This is a genomic window from Micromonospora maris AB-18-032, assembly GCF_000204155.1.
Classification (GTDB): Bacteria; Actinomycetota; Actinomycetes; order Mycobacteriales; family Micromonosporaceae; genus Micromonospora; species Micromonospora gifhornensis.
Genome location: NC_015434.1, coordinates 6,573,916 through 6,590,504, shown reverse-complemented (window position 1 = coordinate 6,590,504; position 16,589 = coordinate 6,573,916). Strand labels below are relative to the sequence as shown.

Below are 16,589 nucleotides of genomic sequence, written 5' to 3'. Positions count from 1 at the left end.
ACCGGGCCCCACCCCTCGGGGGAGGGTGATTCAGGTCGTCGGGATCCAGCCGAGGCCCTGGGCTGTGGCCGGATCGGAGGCCCGTAGGCCCGCTTCGGAGACGGTCCAGAGCACGTCGCCGATCATCAGTGCACGCTGTACGTCCGGTCGCCGCCAGGCCCGGTCGCTGTGCGTCGTGACGGTCGGGTGGGTGACCTGACCGATCTCGCTGATCCGGTCGGCGCTGACCCGCAGCAGCCGCAGGCCGGTGTCCACCGGCAGCACCACCAGGCCGTTGGCCGGCCAGTACAGAAAGGCGTGCGGGTCGTGCTCGGCGGCGGACCAGCCGGACGGTAGGTGCCACTGGTCCAGTCGGGTCGGCCGGGCCGGGTTCCGCACGTCGAAGAGGGACACCTGCACGCCCTCGGTGCGGCCCTGACCGTCGGCCTCCTGACCCACGCCGAGTAGCCGCCCGTCGGGCAGCGGATGCAGGTACGCGGAATAGCCGGTGATCTTCAGCTCGCCGGTCACCAGCGGCTTCGTCGGGTCGGTCAGGTCGAGTGAGTAGAGCGGGTCGGTCTGCCGGAAGGTCACCACGTACGCGACGTGCCCGAGATACCGCACGGAGTAGATGCGTTCGCCGCGTCCGAGCCCGCCGACCGCACCGGTCGGCACGAGTGACCCGCCGTCGCGGCGCAGCACCCGTACGGTCGACTCGGATCGGCGTTCCTCGCCCCAGACGTCGCCGACGGTGGTGGCCACCCGCAGGTGTCCGTCCCATTCGGAGAGCGCGTACTGGTTGATCAGCCAGCCTGGCACGGTGCCGGCGGCGAGGTAGTGGGGACGACCCGGCTCGCTGGTGTCGAACTGGTAGATCTCGGTGACCTGGTCGCGGACGGTGGGTCGCCAGCGGAGCAGGCCCATACCGGGTTGTGGCTGCTGACCGGCGAGGTACAGGCTCCGCGCCGTGCCGTAGACGGTGGTCGCGTCGGCGGCGACGCTTACCGGGTCGCCCGCGCCCAGCTGGTCGGCGGCGAGGTCGAAGCTGAGCACGGTGAGCAGCGAGGTGCCGGTCATCCGCTTCGGACGGCTGAGCCGATCGCAGTCGACCCGCCCGGTGTGCCGCTCGTCGCCGGCCGTCCACTCGTACTCCGGCAGCCAGGACTCGATTCCGGCCCGGTCGATGATGGCGCGGTTCTGCCTGGTACGGGCCCGGTCGCTGCCGATCGCGTCGAGCGGGAACTCGATCCGGGGTGCGGTGCGGACCACCACCCGCGCGGTGTCGCCGGTCAGCCGGCCGTCGAGCAGGCTGCCCTCGATCCGGTACGAGCCGAGCACCGTGGGCGCACCGGCCAGGTCGACCAGGAACAGGCGGGCCGATTCGACCGGCGGCGTCGGCCAGGCCCGGTCCATCGTGACGAACGGTGACCCGTCGGCCAGCACCAACGCCCGGTCGCCGTGCAGCAGCAGTCGGTACGAGCCCCAGTAGGCGTCCGCTTCCGCGCCGGGCAGGTCGAGCTGGCCGGTGATCCGTCGGCCGGCCGGGTCGATCACCCGCAGCATGCCGGAGGTGACCGTGACGATCCGTCGGCCGTCGGTCTTCACCACGTCCGGTTCGTCCGCGTCGGCTTCATGGTTGTTGGTCTTCGAGTGGTCAGGCCCGGCATCGCCGAGAGGTTGGCTCCCGCCCTCTGCCCCGGCCGCGACGGCCGCCCGGGCGCTCAACAGTGTGCCGTCCTCGAAGCCGTACGGCCCGACCGAGTCGCGGGCCGCGGCGCGCAGTTCGGTCAGGGCCTCGGCGCAGGAGTCGAACGAGGTCAGGGCGGCCACCGGCACCATCACCGACCCGGTCGGCCGGACCGGGTTCGGACCGGCCGTACTGCCGGCGAGCAGGGTCAGTGCGACCAGGGTGCTGCCGACCGCGACGACTCTGCTTGCCCGCATCATGTCGGCTTCGACGCCGCCGGTCGTCGTCCGGTTCCGCACCGGCGGCGAGATCCCGACCGATGGTCAGCTGATCGACGGGCCGACGCCGGGGGACTCGACAAGTCGGGACAGCACGATGGTGCTGCGGCTGGAGGTCACGAAACTCTCCGCCCGCAACCGCTCCAACGCCTGCTCAAGGTGGGCGATGTCGGCGGCCCGCAGATGCACGAGCGCGTCGGCCTCCCCGGAGACCGTGTACGCCCCGACCACCTCGGGATGGCGGCGCACCGCGGCGCCGATCTGTGCCGGGGTGGTGCGGCCGGCGCAGAACAGCTCGACGAACGCCTCCGTGGTCCAGCCGACCGACGCCGGGTCGACGATGGCGGTGAATCCCCGGATGACCCCGGCGGCACGTAGTCGGTCCACCCGTCGCTTGACGGCCGGAGCGGAGAGTGAGACCCGGGTGCCGATGTCCGCGTACGAGGCACGGGCATCAGCGACGAGCAATGCAATGATTCGCTGGTCAACCGCGTCGATCTGCAACGTTTCGCCCCTGAGAAGCAATGGTCGTGGCTGTTACGAAAGTCTGAGCCTACCTACTCTTGGTGACCGTGGACCAGCAGCGAGTGCCGCGAAAGCGGACATATCTCATGTGCTCACCGGAGTATTTCGCGGTCGAGTACGCGATCAACCCGTGGATGGACGTGACCAGGCCGGTCGACCCGGAGTTGGCCGTCAAGCAGTGGGACCGCCTGCGGGAAACCCTTGTCGGTCTGGGGCACGAGGTGCACCTGCTGGCACCCGAGCCCGGACTCCCCGACATGGTCTACGCCGCCAACGGCGCGTTCAGCGTCGACGGAACGGTCTACGGGGCCCGGTTCAAGCACCATCAGCGCACCGCCGAGGCGGCTGCCCACCGGGCCTTCTACGAGTCGCAGGGCTGGCGGTTCATCGCGCCGAACGAGACGAACGAGGGCGAGGGCGACTTCGCGTACCTGCCGGAGGCGCACGGTGGGCTGATCCTCGCCGGGTACGGATTCCGTACCGAGCTGGCCGCGCACGCCGAGGCACAGGAGGCGCTGGGCCGCCCGGTGATCTCGCTGCGGCTGGTCGACCCGCGCTTCTACCACCTGGACGTTGCCCTCGCCTCGATCGACGACGGCAACATCGTCTACTACCCGGGCGCCTTCTCCGCGGCCGGTCAGAAGGTGCTCGCCCAACTCTTTCCGGACGCGGTGCTGGCGGAGGCCGAGGACGTCCTCGCCTTCGGACTCAACCTGGTGAGCGACGGCGCGAACGTGGTGCTCAACAGCGAGGCGACCCGGCTGGCCGGGCGACTCAAGGCGGCCGGCTACACGCCGGTGCCGGTGGAGTTGGCCGAGCTGAAGAAGGGCGGCGGCAGCGTGAAGTGCTGCATCGCCGAGTTGCGGCACTGAGCGGACGACGAGCAGGGTCGCCGACCCTGCTCGTCGTGGGATGAACCGGGGTCAGCCCAGCGTGGCCAGCTCGCTGACCATCACGTTCGACAGCACCTGGCCGTCGTGCTGAACCTCCCGCAGGTACCACTTCTGCTGCGGGGTACGCGGCTGGTTGAACTGCCAGGCGCCGCGCGGGCTGTCGATCTGACCGATCCGGCCCAGCGCCAGGTTGACCGTCTGCGGGGTGGGGTCCTCGCCGGCCAGGCGGATCGCCTGGTCGAGCACCTTCGCCGCGTCGTACGAGGCCATCGCGTAGGTGGTCGGCGAGGCGCTGTGCTTCTTGCGGTACGCCGAGGCGAACCGGCGGTTGGCGGCGTTGTTCAGGTCGGCGGAGTAGTTCAGCGCGGTGCGGATGCCCAGGGCGTCGTTGGCCGGCCGGACGCTGTCCAGCACGGTGCCCTCGGTGAGGAACCCGGGAGCGTAGATGCCGCCCTGGAAGCCGGCGTCGCGGAGCTGCATGATGAACTCCGCCGCCGCCGGGCCGGAGTAGAAGCAGAAGACGACCGACGGGTTGCGGCTCAACGCGCGGTCGATGTCCCGGACGAAGGCACCCTTGCCCGGGTTCGCGTTGTTGGTGGTGAAGACGACCTGATCCGCGATGCGCGGGTCGGATTCGCCGAACTCCTGGCGGAAGCCGAGCAGCACGTCGTCTCCTCCGACGGCCGACTCCGGCATGACGATCGCCACCCGGTCGTCGGGGCCCAACACGTCCCGCAGGTAGCGGCCGAGTGCCCGGCCGGCCTCGTCGAGCACGTACGAGGTGCGCCAGATGTAGACGACGCTCTGGAGGCTGGAGGGTGAGGCGTTGGAACCGATCAGCGGCACCCGGGCCTGCTCGATGGTGTCCCGGATGCCGAACATGACCGCCGAGGAGGCGACTCCGGTCAGTGCGAGCACGCCCTGTTTGAGCAGCCCGTCGACGGCGGCCTGACCGGACTTGACGCTGTCACCCTCGTCGGCGACGAGCAGGTTGACCGGATGGCCGCCGAGTTGGCCCTCGTTGAGGTCCAGATAGAGCTGGAAGCCGTTACGCAACTCGTCACCGACGGCCTTGCCTGAGCCGGACTGCGGTGCGACGAGCCCGACCTTGACCGGACTCTTCGGCTTCGCGGGCTCCTCGGTGTCCGAGGCACATCCGGCGGCGAGGCCGCCGGCGCCGAGCGCGGCCAGCATCTGGAGTGCCCGCCTACGGTTCATCTGCGACACCGGGGTTCCCTTCGGATGTGCTGCCGGGGCCTCCCGCCCCTCCGGCGTTCTACCTGCTTAGCGACGCTGCGTCAATGGTTAATGATCTTCGACTAGAGAACGGAACGCGGCGGTAACCTGCGACCAGGCCGGAGACTCCGGGTCGATGAGCCCGAAATGTTCGCAGTCGGGCAGCTCGACAAGGTGCATATCCGCACCTAGTGCCTGTGCGGCCTGCACGTACGCCCTGCTCATGTGGACCGGAACGTGCTGATCCAGGGTGCCGTGAATCACTACCGTCCGTGTTGACGGAGGCGGGGTGGCTCGTGGGTCCGCGACCTCGTAGCGATCGGGCACATCGGCCGGCCCACCACCCAGCAACGCCGCCACCGCGCCCGCGTCCAGATCCAGCCGGTACGCCTCGGCCAGGTCGACGACCGGGGCGAGCGCGAGCACGCCGCCGACGTCCTGCGGTGAGCGCGTCGCGGTGTGCAGCGCGAGATGACCGCCGGCCGAGTGGCCGACCAAAATCGGCGGCACCGGCGCGACCTGACCGGGCAGCGCCGCAGCGGCCAACCCCGGCAGTGCGGACACCCCGGAGCGGACGTCGGTCAGCGTGACGGGCCAGCCACCACCGGGTTGCCCGGTCCGGCGGTACTCCAGTTGCGCGATCGGAAAGCCGAGCCGGGCCAGCCCGACGGCCAGCGAGTCGGTGTGCCGCCGGTCGTACTCCACGCGCCAGAAACCGCCGTGCACCACGATCACCAGTGGGCGGGGCGGGGTCGCGCCGGGCGGGCGGCGCAGATCGGCGACCTGATCGGGATGCTCGCCGTAGGCGACGGTGAGGTCCGGCTCAGGCGCGGGTCGGCTGAGCACGGCGCGGGGATCGGGCGACATCGGCCGACGGTAGCGCGGCTGGTCGGCGGCCGACCGGACGGGTCCATTGCACCTTCTCGGCCGGGCCGGCGGGCGGCGACGGGGATGGCTGAGTCAAGATGGATGCCATGACCGAAGCGCGTACCGCTGGACAGAACGACGAGCCTGGCCGGGACGGCACCGGGCACTCGGGCACCGTGGTGGTGGTCGGCCCGGACGGCCGACCCGTCGGCACCGTGCAGACCGACGACGGCCAGGGTGAGGACCCCACTCGCCTGGTCGAGCAGCCGGCAAAGGTGATGCGGATCGGCAGCATGATCAAGCAGCTGCTGGAGGAGGTCAAGTCCGCGCCGCTGGACGACGCCAGCCGGCATCGGATGCGGGAGATCCACGAGCGGTCGATCGTCGAGCTCAAGGAAGGGCTGGCGCCCGAGCTGCGCGAGGAGCTGGAGCGACTCTCGCTGCCGTTCACCGAGGACCAGGCCCCGACCGAGGGTGAGCTGCGGATCGCCCATGCCCAGCTGGTCGGCTGGCTGGAGGGGCTGTTCCACGGCATCCAGGCCGCCCTGGTCGCCCAGCAGATGGCCGCCCGGGTGCAGTTGGAGCAGATGCGCTCCGGCCGGCAGGCGTTGCCGAGCGGGCCGAGCGGAGCGGCCCTGCCGGGAATGCCCGGCCTGGGCCAGGTGCCCGGCGGTGAGGGCCACAGCACCGGCCAGTACCTCTGACGATCGCTGCGGGGTGCGGCGTGCCGCGCCCCGCAGCCGTCAGTCCACCCCGAAGACCTTCTCCAGGTACGCCGCCACCCCGTCGACCGAGTTCGCCGAGGTGACCTCGTCGGCGATCTCCCGTACGGCGGGGTGCGCGTTGGCCACCGCCACCGCCCGGCCGGCCCAGGTCAGCAGGGGTACGTCGTTGGGCATGTCGCCGAAGGCCAGCACCTCGTCCGCCTCGATGCCGAGCCGGTGGCAGTACCACGCGAGGCCGGCCGCCTTGGTCACCCCGGCCGCCGAGATCTCCACCAGGCCGGAGCGCGAGGAGTGGGTGGCCTCGGCCAGTCCGGCGAGGGCAGTGGCGACCAGCTCGGTGAACCGATCGGGATCCTGCTGCTCCTCGGCTCGTACCAGCAGTTTCACCGCCGGCAGCGAGTGCAGCTCGTCCGGAGTCGTCACGACCCGGATCGCCGTGTCGTCGGCGTCCCAGCGCATCGGGTAGTGCGCCTCGTGCCGCATCTGCCGGCTGTCGGCGATCTCCACCGCGAAGCTCACCCCGGGCACCTCGGCGCGCAGCCGGCGGGCCACCTCGGCGAGCAGTTCGGGGGCCAGCGGATCGGCGCGCAGCACCTCGTCGTTGACCGGGTCGTAGACCACCGCACCGTTGGCGCAGACCGCGGGCACCGGCTCGGCCAGCTGGTCGTACACCAGTTTCAGCCAGCGGATCGGTCGGCCGGTGACCAGCACGACGGGCGTGCCCCGGGCGGAGATCCGGGCCAGCACCTCGGCGGTGTGGGCGCTGAGCGTCGCGTCGTCGCGCAGCAGCGTGCCGTCGATGTCGCTGGCGACCAGGCGTGGAAGTGCCTCCATCACCTGGACAGTAGCCGGTCGAGGTAGACCGCCACCCCGTCGTCGTCGTTGCGCAGGGTCACGTCGTCGGCCACGGCACGCAACTCGGCGTGAGCGTTCGCCACCGCCACCCGCGCCCAGCCGGCCCACTCGAACATCGGCAGGTCGTTCGGCATGTCACCGAAGACCAGCACCTCGGCCGGGTCGACGCCGAGGCTCTGCGCCACCACACTCAGCCCGGTCGCCTTGTCCACCCCCGACGGGCTGATCTCGATGAAGCCGAGCCCGGCCTGGGTGAGCGCGGCCAGGTGCGGCGGGATGATCTGCCTGGCGACCGCCAGCAACTCGTCGACATGGTGGTCGGCGGTCCGCGCGAACGCCTTGATCACGTCACCGGCCAGGCACTCGTCGCGGGTGCGTACCTCGAACCGGTCCTGATACGGCCAGGCCGGGTGGTAGTCGCCCCACAGGGGCGCGTCGTGCTCGTCGGACGCCTCGACCATCACCGTCAGCGGGCCGACCGCGGCTTCCAGGTCGGCCAGGAGGGTAGCCAGCACCTCGCTGGAGAGCCGTTCGTCGCGCAGCACCACCGGCCCGGCCGGGTCGCTCTGGTCGACCACCCGGCCGCCACCGGCCATCACCAGGAAGTCCGCCGCGCGGATGTCGTTGCGGGTCAATTCGGTCAGCCGTGGGCCCCGGCCGGTGGCACCGACCACCGGAATCCCGGCCGCACGCACCCGGTCCAGAACCTCATGGGTGTACGCCGACACGGTGTCGTCGCTGCGCACGAGCGTCCCGTCGAGGTCGGTGGCGATCAGCTTGGGCAGGCCCGGGCGGGTCATTTCTCCTCCTTCGCCCACCGCCGTCGCAGCCAGCCGTTTCCGGTCGTCAGGTGGCGACCCGGCGTGACGGCGGGCAGCAACCGTACCTCGTCGAACGGGTCGCAACCACGGCTTCCAGGCGAATCGGATGCGGCGAGCGGAAGGGCTGCTGCTTAACGTCCGGTGGCCCGCTCAACGTGCGGTGGTCTGCCGGGGCGGCGTGGGGCACCGATCAGTCGGATCAGGGCTCGCGGGCGAAGGGCACGGTGGGGGTGACGGTGATGTCGATCGGCCGCCCGCCCTCGTCCTCGTCGGTGTCGGTGTCGTCGATCTGGCGGTGGGGGCGGGGCTGACGCCGACCCGGCTCGCTTGTCGCACCCTCGGGCCTGGTGGTGGTGCGGGCGAGGGCGATGGCGAACAGCAGGACGGCGGCGAAGGCCGCGACCAGTCCTCGCCCCAGCTCGACTGCGAATCCGTCTTCCGTGGAGTAGGCCAACGCCGCGCGGCCGCCGCCGTCTTCGAGGGCGACGGCGGTGGCCACCAGCACGGCGACCAGACCCACGGCCAGGGCGAGGCCGGCGACCCGGGCATTGGCGCGTACGTTGTCGGTGCCGCGCAGCGCGAGGGCCACCGAGACGCCGAGCATCAGCATCCCGACCAGGTAGCCGACGCCCAGACCGCCGATCTCGGACACGTTGCTCGGCAACTCGATCCGCTCGCTGCCGGTGGGCAGGGTGACGGTGACCCATTCGCCGAGCAGGGAGGCGAGGGTGGCGGCGACACCGAGCCCGACGAGCAGCAGCGGTACCCGGTGGTCGTGGCCGAGGCCGCCGAGGGCCGAGCGCCACCGACTCGTGCTGGTGGTCTTCTCGTCCTCCGTGCCCCACTCAAGGACGCTTGTGCTCTCGGAGCGGTCCTCCTGGCGGGGAATGGGGAGGTCATGGGTCACCGCTGCGCCTCCTTGTGGCCGGGCTGCCTGCTCGTGGCCCTGCTGCCTGCTCGTGGCTTGGCTGCGTGCCCAGGGCGGGGTCTGTGACGAATTCTGGCACAGCCCACCTCTCCCGTCGGGGAACGTGGACGCAGCTGGCGGGGTCGGTCGCCCGGCGGGTGCGCGTTCGACTAGCGTCAGCTGCATGCCTATTCGTACCGCTTCCGCACGCTGGCAGGGCAACCTCCCCGAAGGGTCCGGCACCATTCGCACGGGCAAGGGTGGACTGGAGGGCAACTACTCCTTCAAGTCCCGCTTCGAGGAGGGTGAGGGCACCAACCCCGAGGAGCTGATCGGCGCCGCGCACGCCGGCTGCTTCTCGATGGCCTTCTCCAAGGCCCTCGCCGACGCCGGCACGACGCCGACCTCCGTGGAGACCACCGCGAAGGTGCACCTGGACAAGACCGACGCGGGCTTCACCGTGACCCGCATCGCGTTGGAGACCGTCGGTGTCGTTCCCGGCATCGACGAGGCACGCTTCGCCGAGCTGGCCGAGACCGCCAAGCAGAACTGCCCCATCTCCCGCCTCCTCTCCCCCGGCGCCGAGATCACCCTCACCACCCACCTCTCCTCCTAACCCACCCCCTTTGACCGCCGCGATCTTGCACTTTCGGTCGACGAGATGGGGCTTACGTCCCGTTATGCGGCGACGAAAAGTGCAAGATCGCGGGGTGGGGGTGGGTTGGGGGTGGGGGAGAATGGTGACGTGGCGGTGGAGATGGAGCGGGAGCGGTTCGAGGAACTGGTGGGGGAGGCGCTGGACGAGGTTCCGGAGGAACTGCTGGCGCTGATGAGCAACGTGGTGATCCTGGTGGAGGACGATCCCCCGCCTGGGGAGGATCTGCTCGGCCTGTACGAGGGGCACGCGTTGACCGACCGGGGGTGGGACTACGCCGGTGTCCTGCCGGACCGCATTCTGATCTACCGCAACCCGATCCTGCGGATCTGTGAGACCGAGGACGACGTCGTCGAGGAGGTGGCGGTGACCGTGGTGCACGAGATCGCCCACCACTTCGGCATCGACGACGAGCGCCTGCACGACCTCGGTTGGGGTTGACGGTTTGCGCAGCTGACCTATCGTCTCGACCAGTCCCGGCCGAGTACGGAGGAAGACATGCGCAGCGAACTGTTCTCAGCGGCGAACCTGGAGCAGGAGTCCGCACAGCCCGGCATGCGGCTCCAGAACTCCAAGATGCTCAAGATCGAGCTCAATGGCGAAATGCTGGCCCGCGTCGGTTCGATGGTCGCGTACCAGGGACATGTGCAGTTCCAGGCGCTCGGCTCCGGCGGACTGGGCAACTTCCTCAAGCAGAAGCTCACCGGCGAAGGCGTGCCGCTGATGAAGCTCACCGGCCAGGGTGACGTCTTCCTGGCCGACTTCGCCAAGGACGTGCACATCATCGACCTCGAACCGGGCGACGCACTGTCCATCAACGGCTCCAGCGTGCTGGCCTTCGACCCCAGCCTCCAGTACGACATCAAGATGGTCGGCGGGGCGGGCATGGCCTCGACCGGCCTGTTCAACTGCGTCTTCACCGGCCACGGCCGGATCGCCGTGACCACCCGGGGCACCCCGGTGGTGCTCGCCGTCGACGCGCCCACCTATGTGGATCCGCAGGCGGCGGTCTGCTGGTCGGCCGGCCTGCAGACCGGCTACCACCGGGCCGACCAGCTCGGGTTGGGCACGCTGCTGGGCCGTACCACAGGCGAGGCGTACACGATGAGCTTCGCGGGGCAGGGCTTCGTCGTCGTCCAGCCGTCCGAGGAACCGCCGATCATGGGCAGCGGTCAGCAGGATCAGGGCGGGGTGCTCGGCGGCCTGTTCCGCTGAGCCGACTCAGCTCAGCTCGCCGGCCCTGAGCCGGGCGAGCCAGGCCGCGGCGTCGGCGTAGTCGGCGTCGGAGAGACCGGCCGGGGCGGGCACCGGCTGCTCGCCCTCGGCCCCGCTCCACCGGTGACGCGGATAGGAGCCGAGGAAGCGTACGTCGGCGCAGACCCGCCGTAGCCCCTGGAGCGCCTCGCCCAGCCGGACGTCGGCGACGTGGCCGGTGCAGTCGAGGAAGAAGACGTACTCCCCGAGGGCCTTGCCGGTCGGCCGGGACTCGATCCGGCTCAGGTTCACACCCCGGACCGCAAGCTCCATGAGTACGGACAACAGCGCGCCGACCCGGTCGTGCGCGATGTACACCGCAAGCGTCGTCACGTCGTCGCCGGTCGGAGGCGGTGGTGGACCCGGCCGGGCGACCAGGGCGAACCGGGTCACCGCGTCGGGATGATCGGCGATCTTGTCAGCGAGCACGGCCAACCGGTGTCGCGTCGCGCCCACCGGAGCACAGATTGCCGCGTCGTACTCGCCCGTGGCCGCGCCGGCCGCCGCCGAGCCGTTGGAGAGTACGTCGATCACTGTCGCGTCCGGCAGGTACGTCCGCAGCCAGCCGCGACACTGCGTGGACGCCTGCGGATGAGCGGCGACGGTGCGAACCGCCGACAGTTGAGTGCCCGCACGTGCACCGAGGACGAACTCCACCGGCAGGATCACCTCGCGGGTGATCACCAACGGCTCGCCCTCGGCCAACTCGTCCAGCGTCACCCCGACGGCGCCGCCGATCGAGTTCTCCAGCGGGACCAGCGCGGCGTCGGCGTCACCGGCGCGTACCGCGTCCAGCGCCTCACCGACGCTGCGGGCCGGCGTACGCGTGCCCCGCTCGGCCGCGGGCAGGGTGCGCAACGCCTGCTCCGCGAAGGTCCCCTCGGGACCGAGGAAGGCGAAGCGGGTCGGCGGTGTTCCCGGCATGGCGTCCAGCCTACGCACCCGGTCCGGGTGTGGTGGTCGAAGGCGTCGCAGCGGGCGTCGTCGGCAACGGCGTCGGTGTGGTCGGGAACTGCGTCGGCAACGGCACGGTGACCGGGGCGTCGTCGCCGCAGGCCAGCCTACGGACGCCGGGCGGCGCGGTGACCCGTACCTCGACCGAGCACACGTCGGTGCCGGCGGTGACCAGCCGTAGCGCGCCCGCCTGCCGGCGGGTGACCACGTGCAGCGGCTCGTAACCGGTCACGTCGAGGGCGGTGAAGTGCCAGTCCGCGGCGCACAACGGGCCTTCGCTGACCTTGACCTTCGCGTTGCGGGGCAGGAGGCCGGAGCGCCCCCGGACCAGATTGACGACGCCCTGACCCGACGGTTCGCCCCGGCAGGCCGTGGCGACCAGGCCGGCATCCGTCGTCGGAACGGCCGTGCCGGCGACGGGCGGTACGGCGACCGAGGGCGAGGGCGTAACGGGCCCGGAAGGGCTGGGAGTCGCCGTGGTGGTCGGCAATCCGGATGTGCCGCCATCGCGCACCTCGGGAGGCTCGCCACAGCCGGACAGCAGCAGCCCGGTCAGCGCCAGGACACCGGCCGCCCAGCCGACGCGCGGGCGCGGGTCGGGGCGGGCCGGGCGACGGCCGGCAGCGGCGCGACGGAGGGGACTGGGCGGCACGGGAGGGATCCTCGGGGAACGCGGGGGCGTGCATGGGGTGGGCCCATGGTAGGAGGATCCGTTGCCGTGGTGGAAGACCGCACCGACAGCGGCCCGCGAGCCTGTGCCGGTGACGGGTGCTCAGACCTCGGAGAAGAAGGTCAGCGAGCCGGCGACGGCACCATCGGCGAGCACCGGGGTGGAGACCGCGTCGACTGTCGCGTCGGGCCCACCGACGGTGGCCGACTCGATGCGTAACAGACCTCGGGCCAGCCGGCCCGAGGTGAGCGCGAGCAGCGGTGGGATCTTGTCGATCTCCGGCTCGGTCAACTCGCCCCGGTTGGCGGTGAAGTCCAGCAGGCGCAACCCGCCGTCGAGCAGCGGCAGGCCGATCAGCTCCTCCGGCGTACCCAGACAGAGCAGCTCACAGCCGGCGGCGGAGACGGCCACCACCCGCGTCTGGTCGTCGATCAGCAGGCACGGCTCGTCCGCGCTGGACACCGTCGCCGACCAGCGACCGATGTTGTCGCACTCCTGCTCTGTCGGTGTCCCCGTCGTGGGCGCGAACACTTCCGAGAGCGAGAGTTCGACGTGGGCCACCGCGCCTCCTATGTACACCGACGGTACGTCCACGCTAGCCGGTCATCGCGGCGACCGCCGACCGTGCGTCGCGCATCGGGTCGTCGGTGGGATCGGTGTCCCGGTCGGCAGCTGAGCCGGCCGGGACGAATACCGAGCCGGGACAGCCCGGCCGCGTGGCGTCGTGGCAGACGTTACCGGTGGGTGGCCGCCTTGTCAGCGGCCGTTCGGCCGTCCTCGTACCACCGGTAGTCCGCCGCCGGCTGGTGTCCACCGGTGGTCCAGGTGCTGGGATGCTGGGCCACCCGGGAAAGCTTCTCCGCCGTGGCCGGACTGATCCGGTTGCCGCCCGCGACGAGCAGCCTGTCGAGTTCCCGGTGCGTGGCCATCAGGCAGTCCTTCGGCAGGCCGTAGACGCTGATCACGCCGGAGCCGACGAAGGTCAGCACCGGCGTGACCGGAATCGGATGGCCGACAGCTGCGGTGAGCGCCTTGCTGGCTCGCCGGGCGTCCCGCCGGGCCTCCGTCACGTACGGCGGACGCTTGCCGTTGATCTGCACCACGTCACCGGCGACCAGTACGCGAGCCCGGCCGTGGTCGGCGATGGTAACGGCGAAAAGGCCGCTGGGACCGATGGCGAGGAACCCGGCCCGGTTGTCGTCGCTCTCGTCGAGCAGCACGTCGGCGGGGTCCACCCGGGGCCAGTCGACGACGTGCCAGGCCGGCCCGAGGTGACCCAGTTGGCCCAACGCGCGGGCACCGGCTGCCTCCAGCCGCCGTGCGCCACGCTCGGCCCGGCGACGCCGGGCCCACTCCAACGGGGACGGACGAGCGGCCACCCCTGCCGCCTCCGTCCGGGGGTGCGGTACCGCCACGGGCGGCAGTGCCCGGGTCGGGGGTACGGCTCGACGAGCGGGGAAGACAGTCATCGCGACCTCCGGCAAAAGGTCCCTCGAAGTTACGTTCTCACTACACTACGTTGCTGGTCCGGGTGGTCGGCAAGCCGGAGCGCCGGAATGACTGCGGATGAATGCCGTATTCATCCACAGCTGTTTTCCCAGATGCCGCCAAACCCTGCCCTACGCTGCGAGAGTGAGCCACTACGTGGACAGTGAGGTCGGTCGGCTCGGCAGCGTGCTGGTGCACCGACCGGGGCCGGAACTCGCCCGACTCACCCCACGCAACAACGACTCCCTCCTGTTCGACGCGATCCCCTGGGTGGGACGGGCACAGGAGGAGCACGACGGCTTCGCCGACGCGCTGCGCGCCCGCGGCGTCGAGGTGCTCTACCTGACCGACCTGCTCACCGAGACGTTGGCGGTGGCCGACGCCCGGCACGAACTCACCGAGCAGGTGCTCGACTCTCCCCGGCTCGGCGACACCCTGCGGGCCCGGGTCGCCGCCCACCTGTCGTACCTCGACCCGGCCGCCCTCGCCGGTGTGCTGGTGGCCGGTCTGGCCCACGAGGAACTGAGAATCGGCCGGGACCGCCCGGGTGGGCTGGTGTACACCCTGATGGACCGGCACGACTTCGTCATCGAACCGCTGCCCAACCTGCTGTTCACCCGCGACTCGTCGTTGTGGATCCGGGACCGGGTGGGCGTGACCAGCCTGGCCATGCCGGCCCGCCGCCGGGAGACCACCCTGACGGACGCGATCTACCGTCACCATCCGCGGTTCGCCAACACCGAGTTCGTCTACCGGCCCGAGCTGGAGCACCTGGAGGGCGGCGACGTTCTGCTGCTGGCGCCCGGGGTGCTGGCCGTCGGGGTGGGCGAGCGGACCACTCCGGCCGGTGCCGAGCGGCTGGCCCGTCGGGTCTTCGCCGCCGAACTGGCCCACACCATCCTCGTCGTGCCGATCGCCCAGGAACGGGCGACCATGCACCTCGACACCATCTGCACGATGGTCGACGTCGACGCGGTGCTGATGTACCCGAACGTGGCAACCTCGCTGTCGGCGTACACCGTGATCGCCGGTGCCGACGGCGACGACCCGCGGGTCGACGGGCCGGCGCCGTTCCTGCGGGCGGCGGCCGACGCGATGGACCTGGATCAGCTCCGGGTCATCGACACCGGTCTCGACCCGGTCACCGCCGAGCGGGAACAGTGGGACGACGGCAACAACACGCTGGCGCTGGCACCCCGACTCTGTGTCGGCTACGAACGCAACATCGAGACCAACGCGCAGCTGGAACGGGCCGGCATCGAGATCATCCCGATCGCCGGCTCCGAACTCGGCTCCGGGCGGGGTGGCCCCCGCTGCATGTCCTGCCCGCTGCTGCGGGGGTGAAAGGAGGGGCCCCTTCTTAACGCCTCAGGTAGAGGCGGGGCCCCCTGTTAACACCCCGCGCCCGACCTCAGCGCAGGGTGAGCTGGCGGCCGAGCAGACCCTGCCGGGACCGGCGGGCCGCCGCGTCGAGCGGGCCGGTCTCGGCGAGCGCCTCGACGTACCGCTTGGCGAACCCGGCGACCGGCTCCTCCCAGTCGCTCGCCGGCACGTCCTCGGGCAGATCCCAGACCGGCACCAGTCGCCCGTGCGCGCGGAACATGCCCGCGAACTTGGTCGACTCACCCAGGGTCAGCGAGCCGGCCGCGCTCAGCCGTGCCAGGGCGTCCAGGGCGGCCTCCTCGTCCTCGGGCAGCACCCAGCGCACGTGCGCCTTCTCCGGCACCCGGCACCAGTACGCGGCAGGTGCGGCGGCCAACCGTACGGTCGGGTAGATCGCCGCGTTGGCCCGCTCCAGCGACGCCTGCACGGTCGGGTCGTCGACGGCCTCCGGAACCAGCCAGAACTCGAACCCCTCGTGCAGGGTGATCTCCAGCGGACCGTCGGCCAGGATGTCCTGCAGTCGAGGCCCGGGGCCGGGCAACGGCGGTACGGCGACCGGCGCGCCCGGTTCCGTCCGCAGCGCGCAGAGCAGCGACTCGGCCAGATCCCGCGACACGTCACCGGACTGCTGGTGCCGCTGGAGCCCGATGAAGACGCGCCCGTCCTGCCGGCTCATCGCCGGCGCGGCCATCGGCAGCACCGTGGCCAGCGTGATCGGGCGGTCGCCGTACTCCTCGGTCAGCGCCGGGGTGAGCCGCAGCGGCGCGGAGGCGGCGGGCACGAGCTCGCGCAGGGCGATCCACTCCGGCTCGTCGGCCAGCCCTTCGAAGGGGCGGGGCACGAAGACGTCGCGTACCCGCTCCCGCTTTGCGCTCGGAGTGGCCGCCCGCTGGTTCTTTCGACGCTTGCTCACGGCCAGACAGCCTAGAGGCCCCGGCGGCACCGCGTGGGCCGGACCCACCCCTGCCACCTTGGCGGGCCGTTCAGCCGGCGGGCACCAGGCCCGGCCGCTGCGGCACAGGATCGAAGTCGGCCCAGACGCTCTGCCCGAGACCGTCGCGTTCCACGCCCCACCGGTCGGCCAGCCCGGAGACGATGTGCAGGCCACGGCCGTCGGCCGCGCCCAGGTCGGCCGGACGGATCTGCGGACCGCACGCAGCCCCGCCGTCGGTGACCTGGAGCCGGACCTGGGTGCCCTCGGTCGTGGCGCGCAACCGCCAGGACACCCGGACCACCCCGCCGGGCAGCGGGTCGGCGTGCCGGACGGCGTTGCCCACCAATTCGGCCAGGACCGCCACCAGGTCGGCGAGGACCGTCGGGGGCACCACCTCGGCCAACTCGGTGGCGAGCCGGTGTCGGGCGACCCGCGCCCCGGTGGCGTGGTGCGGCACCACCACGCACCACGCTCGTTC

The 16,589-nt window shown here is 71.3% G+C and carries 18 protein-coding genes and 1 pseudogene; 6 read left to right on the top strand and 13 right to left on the bottom strand.

The features are described 5' to 3' along the window. Positions 1–30: 30 nt before the first annotated feature. Together VAB18032_RS29200 and VAB18032_RS29195 are read right to left on the bottom strand one after the other, a co-directional pair. Positions 31–1,923: a beta-propeller domain-containing protein gene (locus VAB18032_RS29200; protein WP_043726114.1), complete on the bottom strand. Its 1,893-nt coding sequence runs from the start codon at positions 1,921–1,923 to the stop codon at positions 31–33. A gap of 66 nt (positions 1,924–1,989) precedes the next feature. After that, positions 1,990–2,448, bottom strand: a complete 459-nt coding sequence (locus tag VAB18032_RS29195) for an Lrp/AsnC family transcriptional regulator (RefSeq protein WP_013736542.1) — start codon at positions 2,446–2,448, stop codon at positions 1,990–1,992. Between the two features lie 59 nt (positions 2,449–2,507). Here VAB18032_RS29195 and ddaH point away from each other — a divergent pair, with 59 nt between their 5' ends. Continuing rightward, positions 2,508–3,341, top strand: coding sequence for a dimethylargininase (gene ddaH / locus VAB18032_RS29190; RefSeq protein ID WP_193386280.1), 834 nt, complete (start codon positions 2,508–2,510; stop codon positions 3,339–3,341). A gap of 51 nt (positions 3,342–3,392) precedes the next feature. Here the strand turns inward: ddaH and VAB18032_RS29185 are convergent, their stop codons facing one another. Continuing rightward, positions 3,393–4,589 (bottom strand): ABC transporter substrate-binding protein, encoded by a 1,197-nt coding sequence (locus VAB18032_RS29185; RefSeq protein ID WP_043722387.1) that lies wholly within the window; start codon positions 4,587–4,589, stop codon positions 3,393–3,395. Positions 4,590–4,667: 78 nt separating this feature from the next. After that, positions 4,668–5,465, bottom strand: a complete 798-nt coding sequence (locus VAB18032_RS29180) for an alpha/beta hydrolase family protein (RefSeq protein WP_043722384.1) — start codon at positions 5,463–5,465, stop codon at positions 4,668–4,670. A 98-nt stretch (positions 5,466–5,563) separates the two neighbouring features. Between VAB18032_RS29180 and VAB18032_RS29175 the strand changes: the two genes are divergently transcribed. Beyond that, complete coding sequence (locus tag VAB18032_RS29175) at positions 5,564–6,169, top strand: bacterial proteasome activator family protein (RefSeq protein WP_043722382.1); 606 nt, start codon at positions 5,564–5,566, stop codon at positions 6,167–6,169. Between the two features lie 39 nt (positions 6,170–6,208). Here the strand turns inward: VAB18032_RS29175 and VAB18032_RS29170 are convergent, their stop codons facing one another. The 3 genes from VAB18032_RS29170 to VAB18032_RS29160 all read right to left on the bottom strand — a co-directional run bounded on the left by VAB18032_RS29170 (position 6,209) and on the right by VAB18032_RS29160 (position 8,773). Beyond that, positions 6,209–7,024 (bottom strand): HAD family hydrolase, encoded by an 816-nt coding sequence (locus VAB18032_RS29170; protein WP_013736537.1) that lies wholly within the window; start codon positions 7,022–7,024, stop codon positions 6,209–6,211. Further along, the gene (locus VAB18032_RS29165; RefSeq protein ID WP_013736536.1) at positions 7,024–7,845 is read right to left on the bottom strand and encodes an HAD family hydrolase; all 822 of its coding nucleotides are present in this window, start codon (positions 7,843–7,845) and stop codon (positions 7,024–7,026) included. Before VAB18032_RS29165 ends, VAB18032_RS29170 begins: the two co-directional genes overlap by 1 nt. Positions 7,846–8,065: 220 nt before the next feature. Beyond that, positions 8,066–8,773: a hypothetical protein gene (locus VAB18032_RS29160; RefSeq protein WP_013736535.1), complete on the bottom strand. Its 708-nt coding sequence runs from the start codon at positions 8,771–8,773 to the stop codon at positions 8,066–8,068. 184 nt (positions 8,774–8,957) lie between these two features. On the opposite strand from VAB18032_RS29160, the gene VAB18032_RS29155 reads away from it, so the two are divergent. The 3 genes from VAB18032_RS29155 (at position 8,958) to VAB18032_RS29145 (ending at position 10,643) form a co-directional block, all read left to right on the top strand. Continuing rightward, a complete protein-coding gene (locus VAB18032_RS29155; RefSeq protein WP_013736534.1) occupies positions 8,958–9,389 on the top strand; it encodes an OsmC family protein in 432 nt (143 codons plus the stop codon). A gap of 135 nt (positions 9,390–9,524) precedes the next feature. Continuing rightward, a complete protein-coding gene (locus VAB18032_RS29150) occupies positions 9,525–9,869 on the top strand; it encodes a metallopeptidase family protein (RefSeq protein ID WP_193386341.1) in 345 nt (114 codons plus the stop codon). 57 nt (positions 9,870–9,926) lie between these two features. After that, positions 9,927–10,643 carry an AIM24 family protein gene (locus VAB18032_RS29145; RefSeq protein ID WP_013736532.1) on the top strand — a complete coding sequence of 239 codons (717 nt, stop codon included), beginning with the start codon at positions 9,927–9,929 and terminating at the stop codon, positions 10,641–10,643. Between the two features lie 6 nt (positions 10,644–10,649). On the opposite strand, the gene pheA is transcribed toward VAB18032_RS29145, so the two are convergent. The 4 genes and pseudogenes from pheA to VAB18032_RS29125 form a co-directional block, all read right to left on the bottom strand. Next, positions 10,650–11,606, bottom strand: a complete 957-nt coding sequence (gene pheA, locus VAB18032_RS29140; protein WP_013736531.1) for a prephenate dehydratase — start codon at positions 11,604–11,606, stop codon at positions 10,650–10,652. Positions 11,607–11,733: 127 nt separating this feature from the next. Then, positions 11,734–12,198 (bottom strand): annotated as a pseudogene (locus VAB18032_RS29135) (hypothetical protein); the annotation flags it as partial. Between the two features lie 210 nt (positions 12,199–12,408). Then, positions 12,409–12,867 (bottom strand): hypothetical protein, encoded by a 459-nt coding sequence (locus VAB18032_RS29130; protein ID WP_013736529.1) that lies wholly within the window; start codon positions 12,865–12,867, stop codon positions 12,409–12,411. Between the two features lie 173 nt (positions 12,868–13,040). Next, positions 13,041–13,775 (bottom strand): hypothetical protein, encoded by a 735-nt coding sequence (locus VAB18032_RS29125; protein ID WP_043722371.1) that lies wholly within the window; start codon positions 13,773–13,775, stop codon positions 13,041–13,043. A gap of 163 nt (positions 13,776–13,938) precedes the next feature. Here VAB18032_RS29125 and VAB18032_RS29120 point away from each other — a divergent pair, with 163 nt between their 5' ends. After that, positions 13,939–15,138 (top strand): arginine deiminase, encoded by a 1,200-nt coding sequence (locus VAB18032_RS29120; protein WP_043722366.1) that lies wholly within the window; start codon positions 13,939–13,941, stop codon positions 15,136–15,138. Between the two features lie 67 nt (positions 15,139–15,205). On the opposite strand, the gene VAB18032_RS29115 is transcribed toward VAB18032_RS29120, so the two are convergent. Beyond that, on the bottom strand, positions 15,206–16,090 hold the full coding sequence (locus VAB18032_RS29115; protein ID WP_013736526.1) for a DUF5926 family protein: 885 nt from the start codon (positions 16,088–16,090) through the stop codon (positions 15,206–15,208). A 70-nt stretch (positions 16,091–16,160) separates the two neighbouring features. Further along, positions 16,161–16,574 (bottom strand): ATP-binding protein, encoded by a 414-nt coding sequence (locus tag VAB18032_RS29110; RefSeq protein ID WP_013736525.1) that lies wholly within the window; start codon positions 16,572–16,574, stop codon positions 16,161–16,163. Positions 16,575–16,589 lie beyond the last annotated feature (15 nt).

Bases quoted from the DNA above. Each gene is read 5' to 3' on its own strand.
- VAB18032_RS29200 (WP_043726114.1), bottom strand. From the start codon at position 1,923: ATGCGGGCAAGCAGAGTCGTCGCGGTCGGCAGCACCCTGGTCGCACTG.
- VAB18032_RS29180 (WP_043722384.1), bottom strand. From the start codon at position 5,465: ATGTCGCCCGATCCCCGCGCCGTGCTCAGCCGACCCGCGCCTGAGCCG.
- VAB18032_RS29175 (WP_043722382.1), top strand. From the start codon at position 5,564: ATGGATGCCATGACCGAAGCGCGTACCGCTGGACAGAACGACGAGCCT.
- VAB18032_RS29170 (WP_013736537.1), bottom strand. From the start codon at position 7,024: ATGGAGGCACTTCCACGCCTGGTCGCCAGCGACATCGACGGCACGCTG.
- VAB18032_RS29165 (WP_013736536.1), bottom strand. From the start codon at position 7,845: ATGACCCGCCCGGGCCTGCCCAAGCTGATCGCCACCGACCTCGACGGG.
- VAB18032_RS29155 (WP_013736534.1), top strand. From the start codon at position 8,958: ATGCCTATTCGTACCGCTTCCGCACGCTGGCAGGGCAACCTCCCCGAA.
- VAB18032_RS29145 (WP_013736532.1), top strand. From the start codon at position 9,927: ATGCGCAGCGAACTGTTCTCAGCGGCGAACCTGGAGCAGGAGTCCGCA.
- pheA (WP_013736531.1), bottom strand. From the start codon at position 11,606: ATGCCGGGAACACCGCCGACCCGCTTCGCCTTCCTCGGTCCCGAGGGG.
- VAB18032_RS29125 (WP_043722371.1), bottom strand. From the start codon at position 13,775: ATGACTGTCTTCCCCGCTCGTCGAGCCGTACCCCCGACCCGGGCACTG.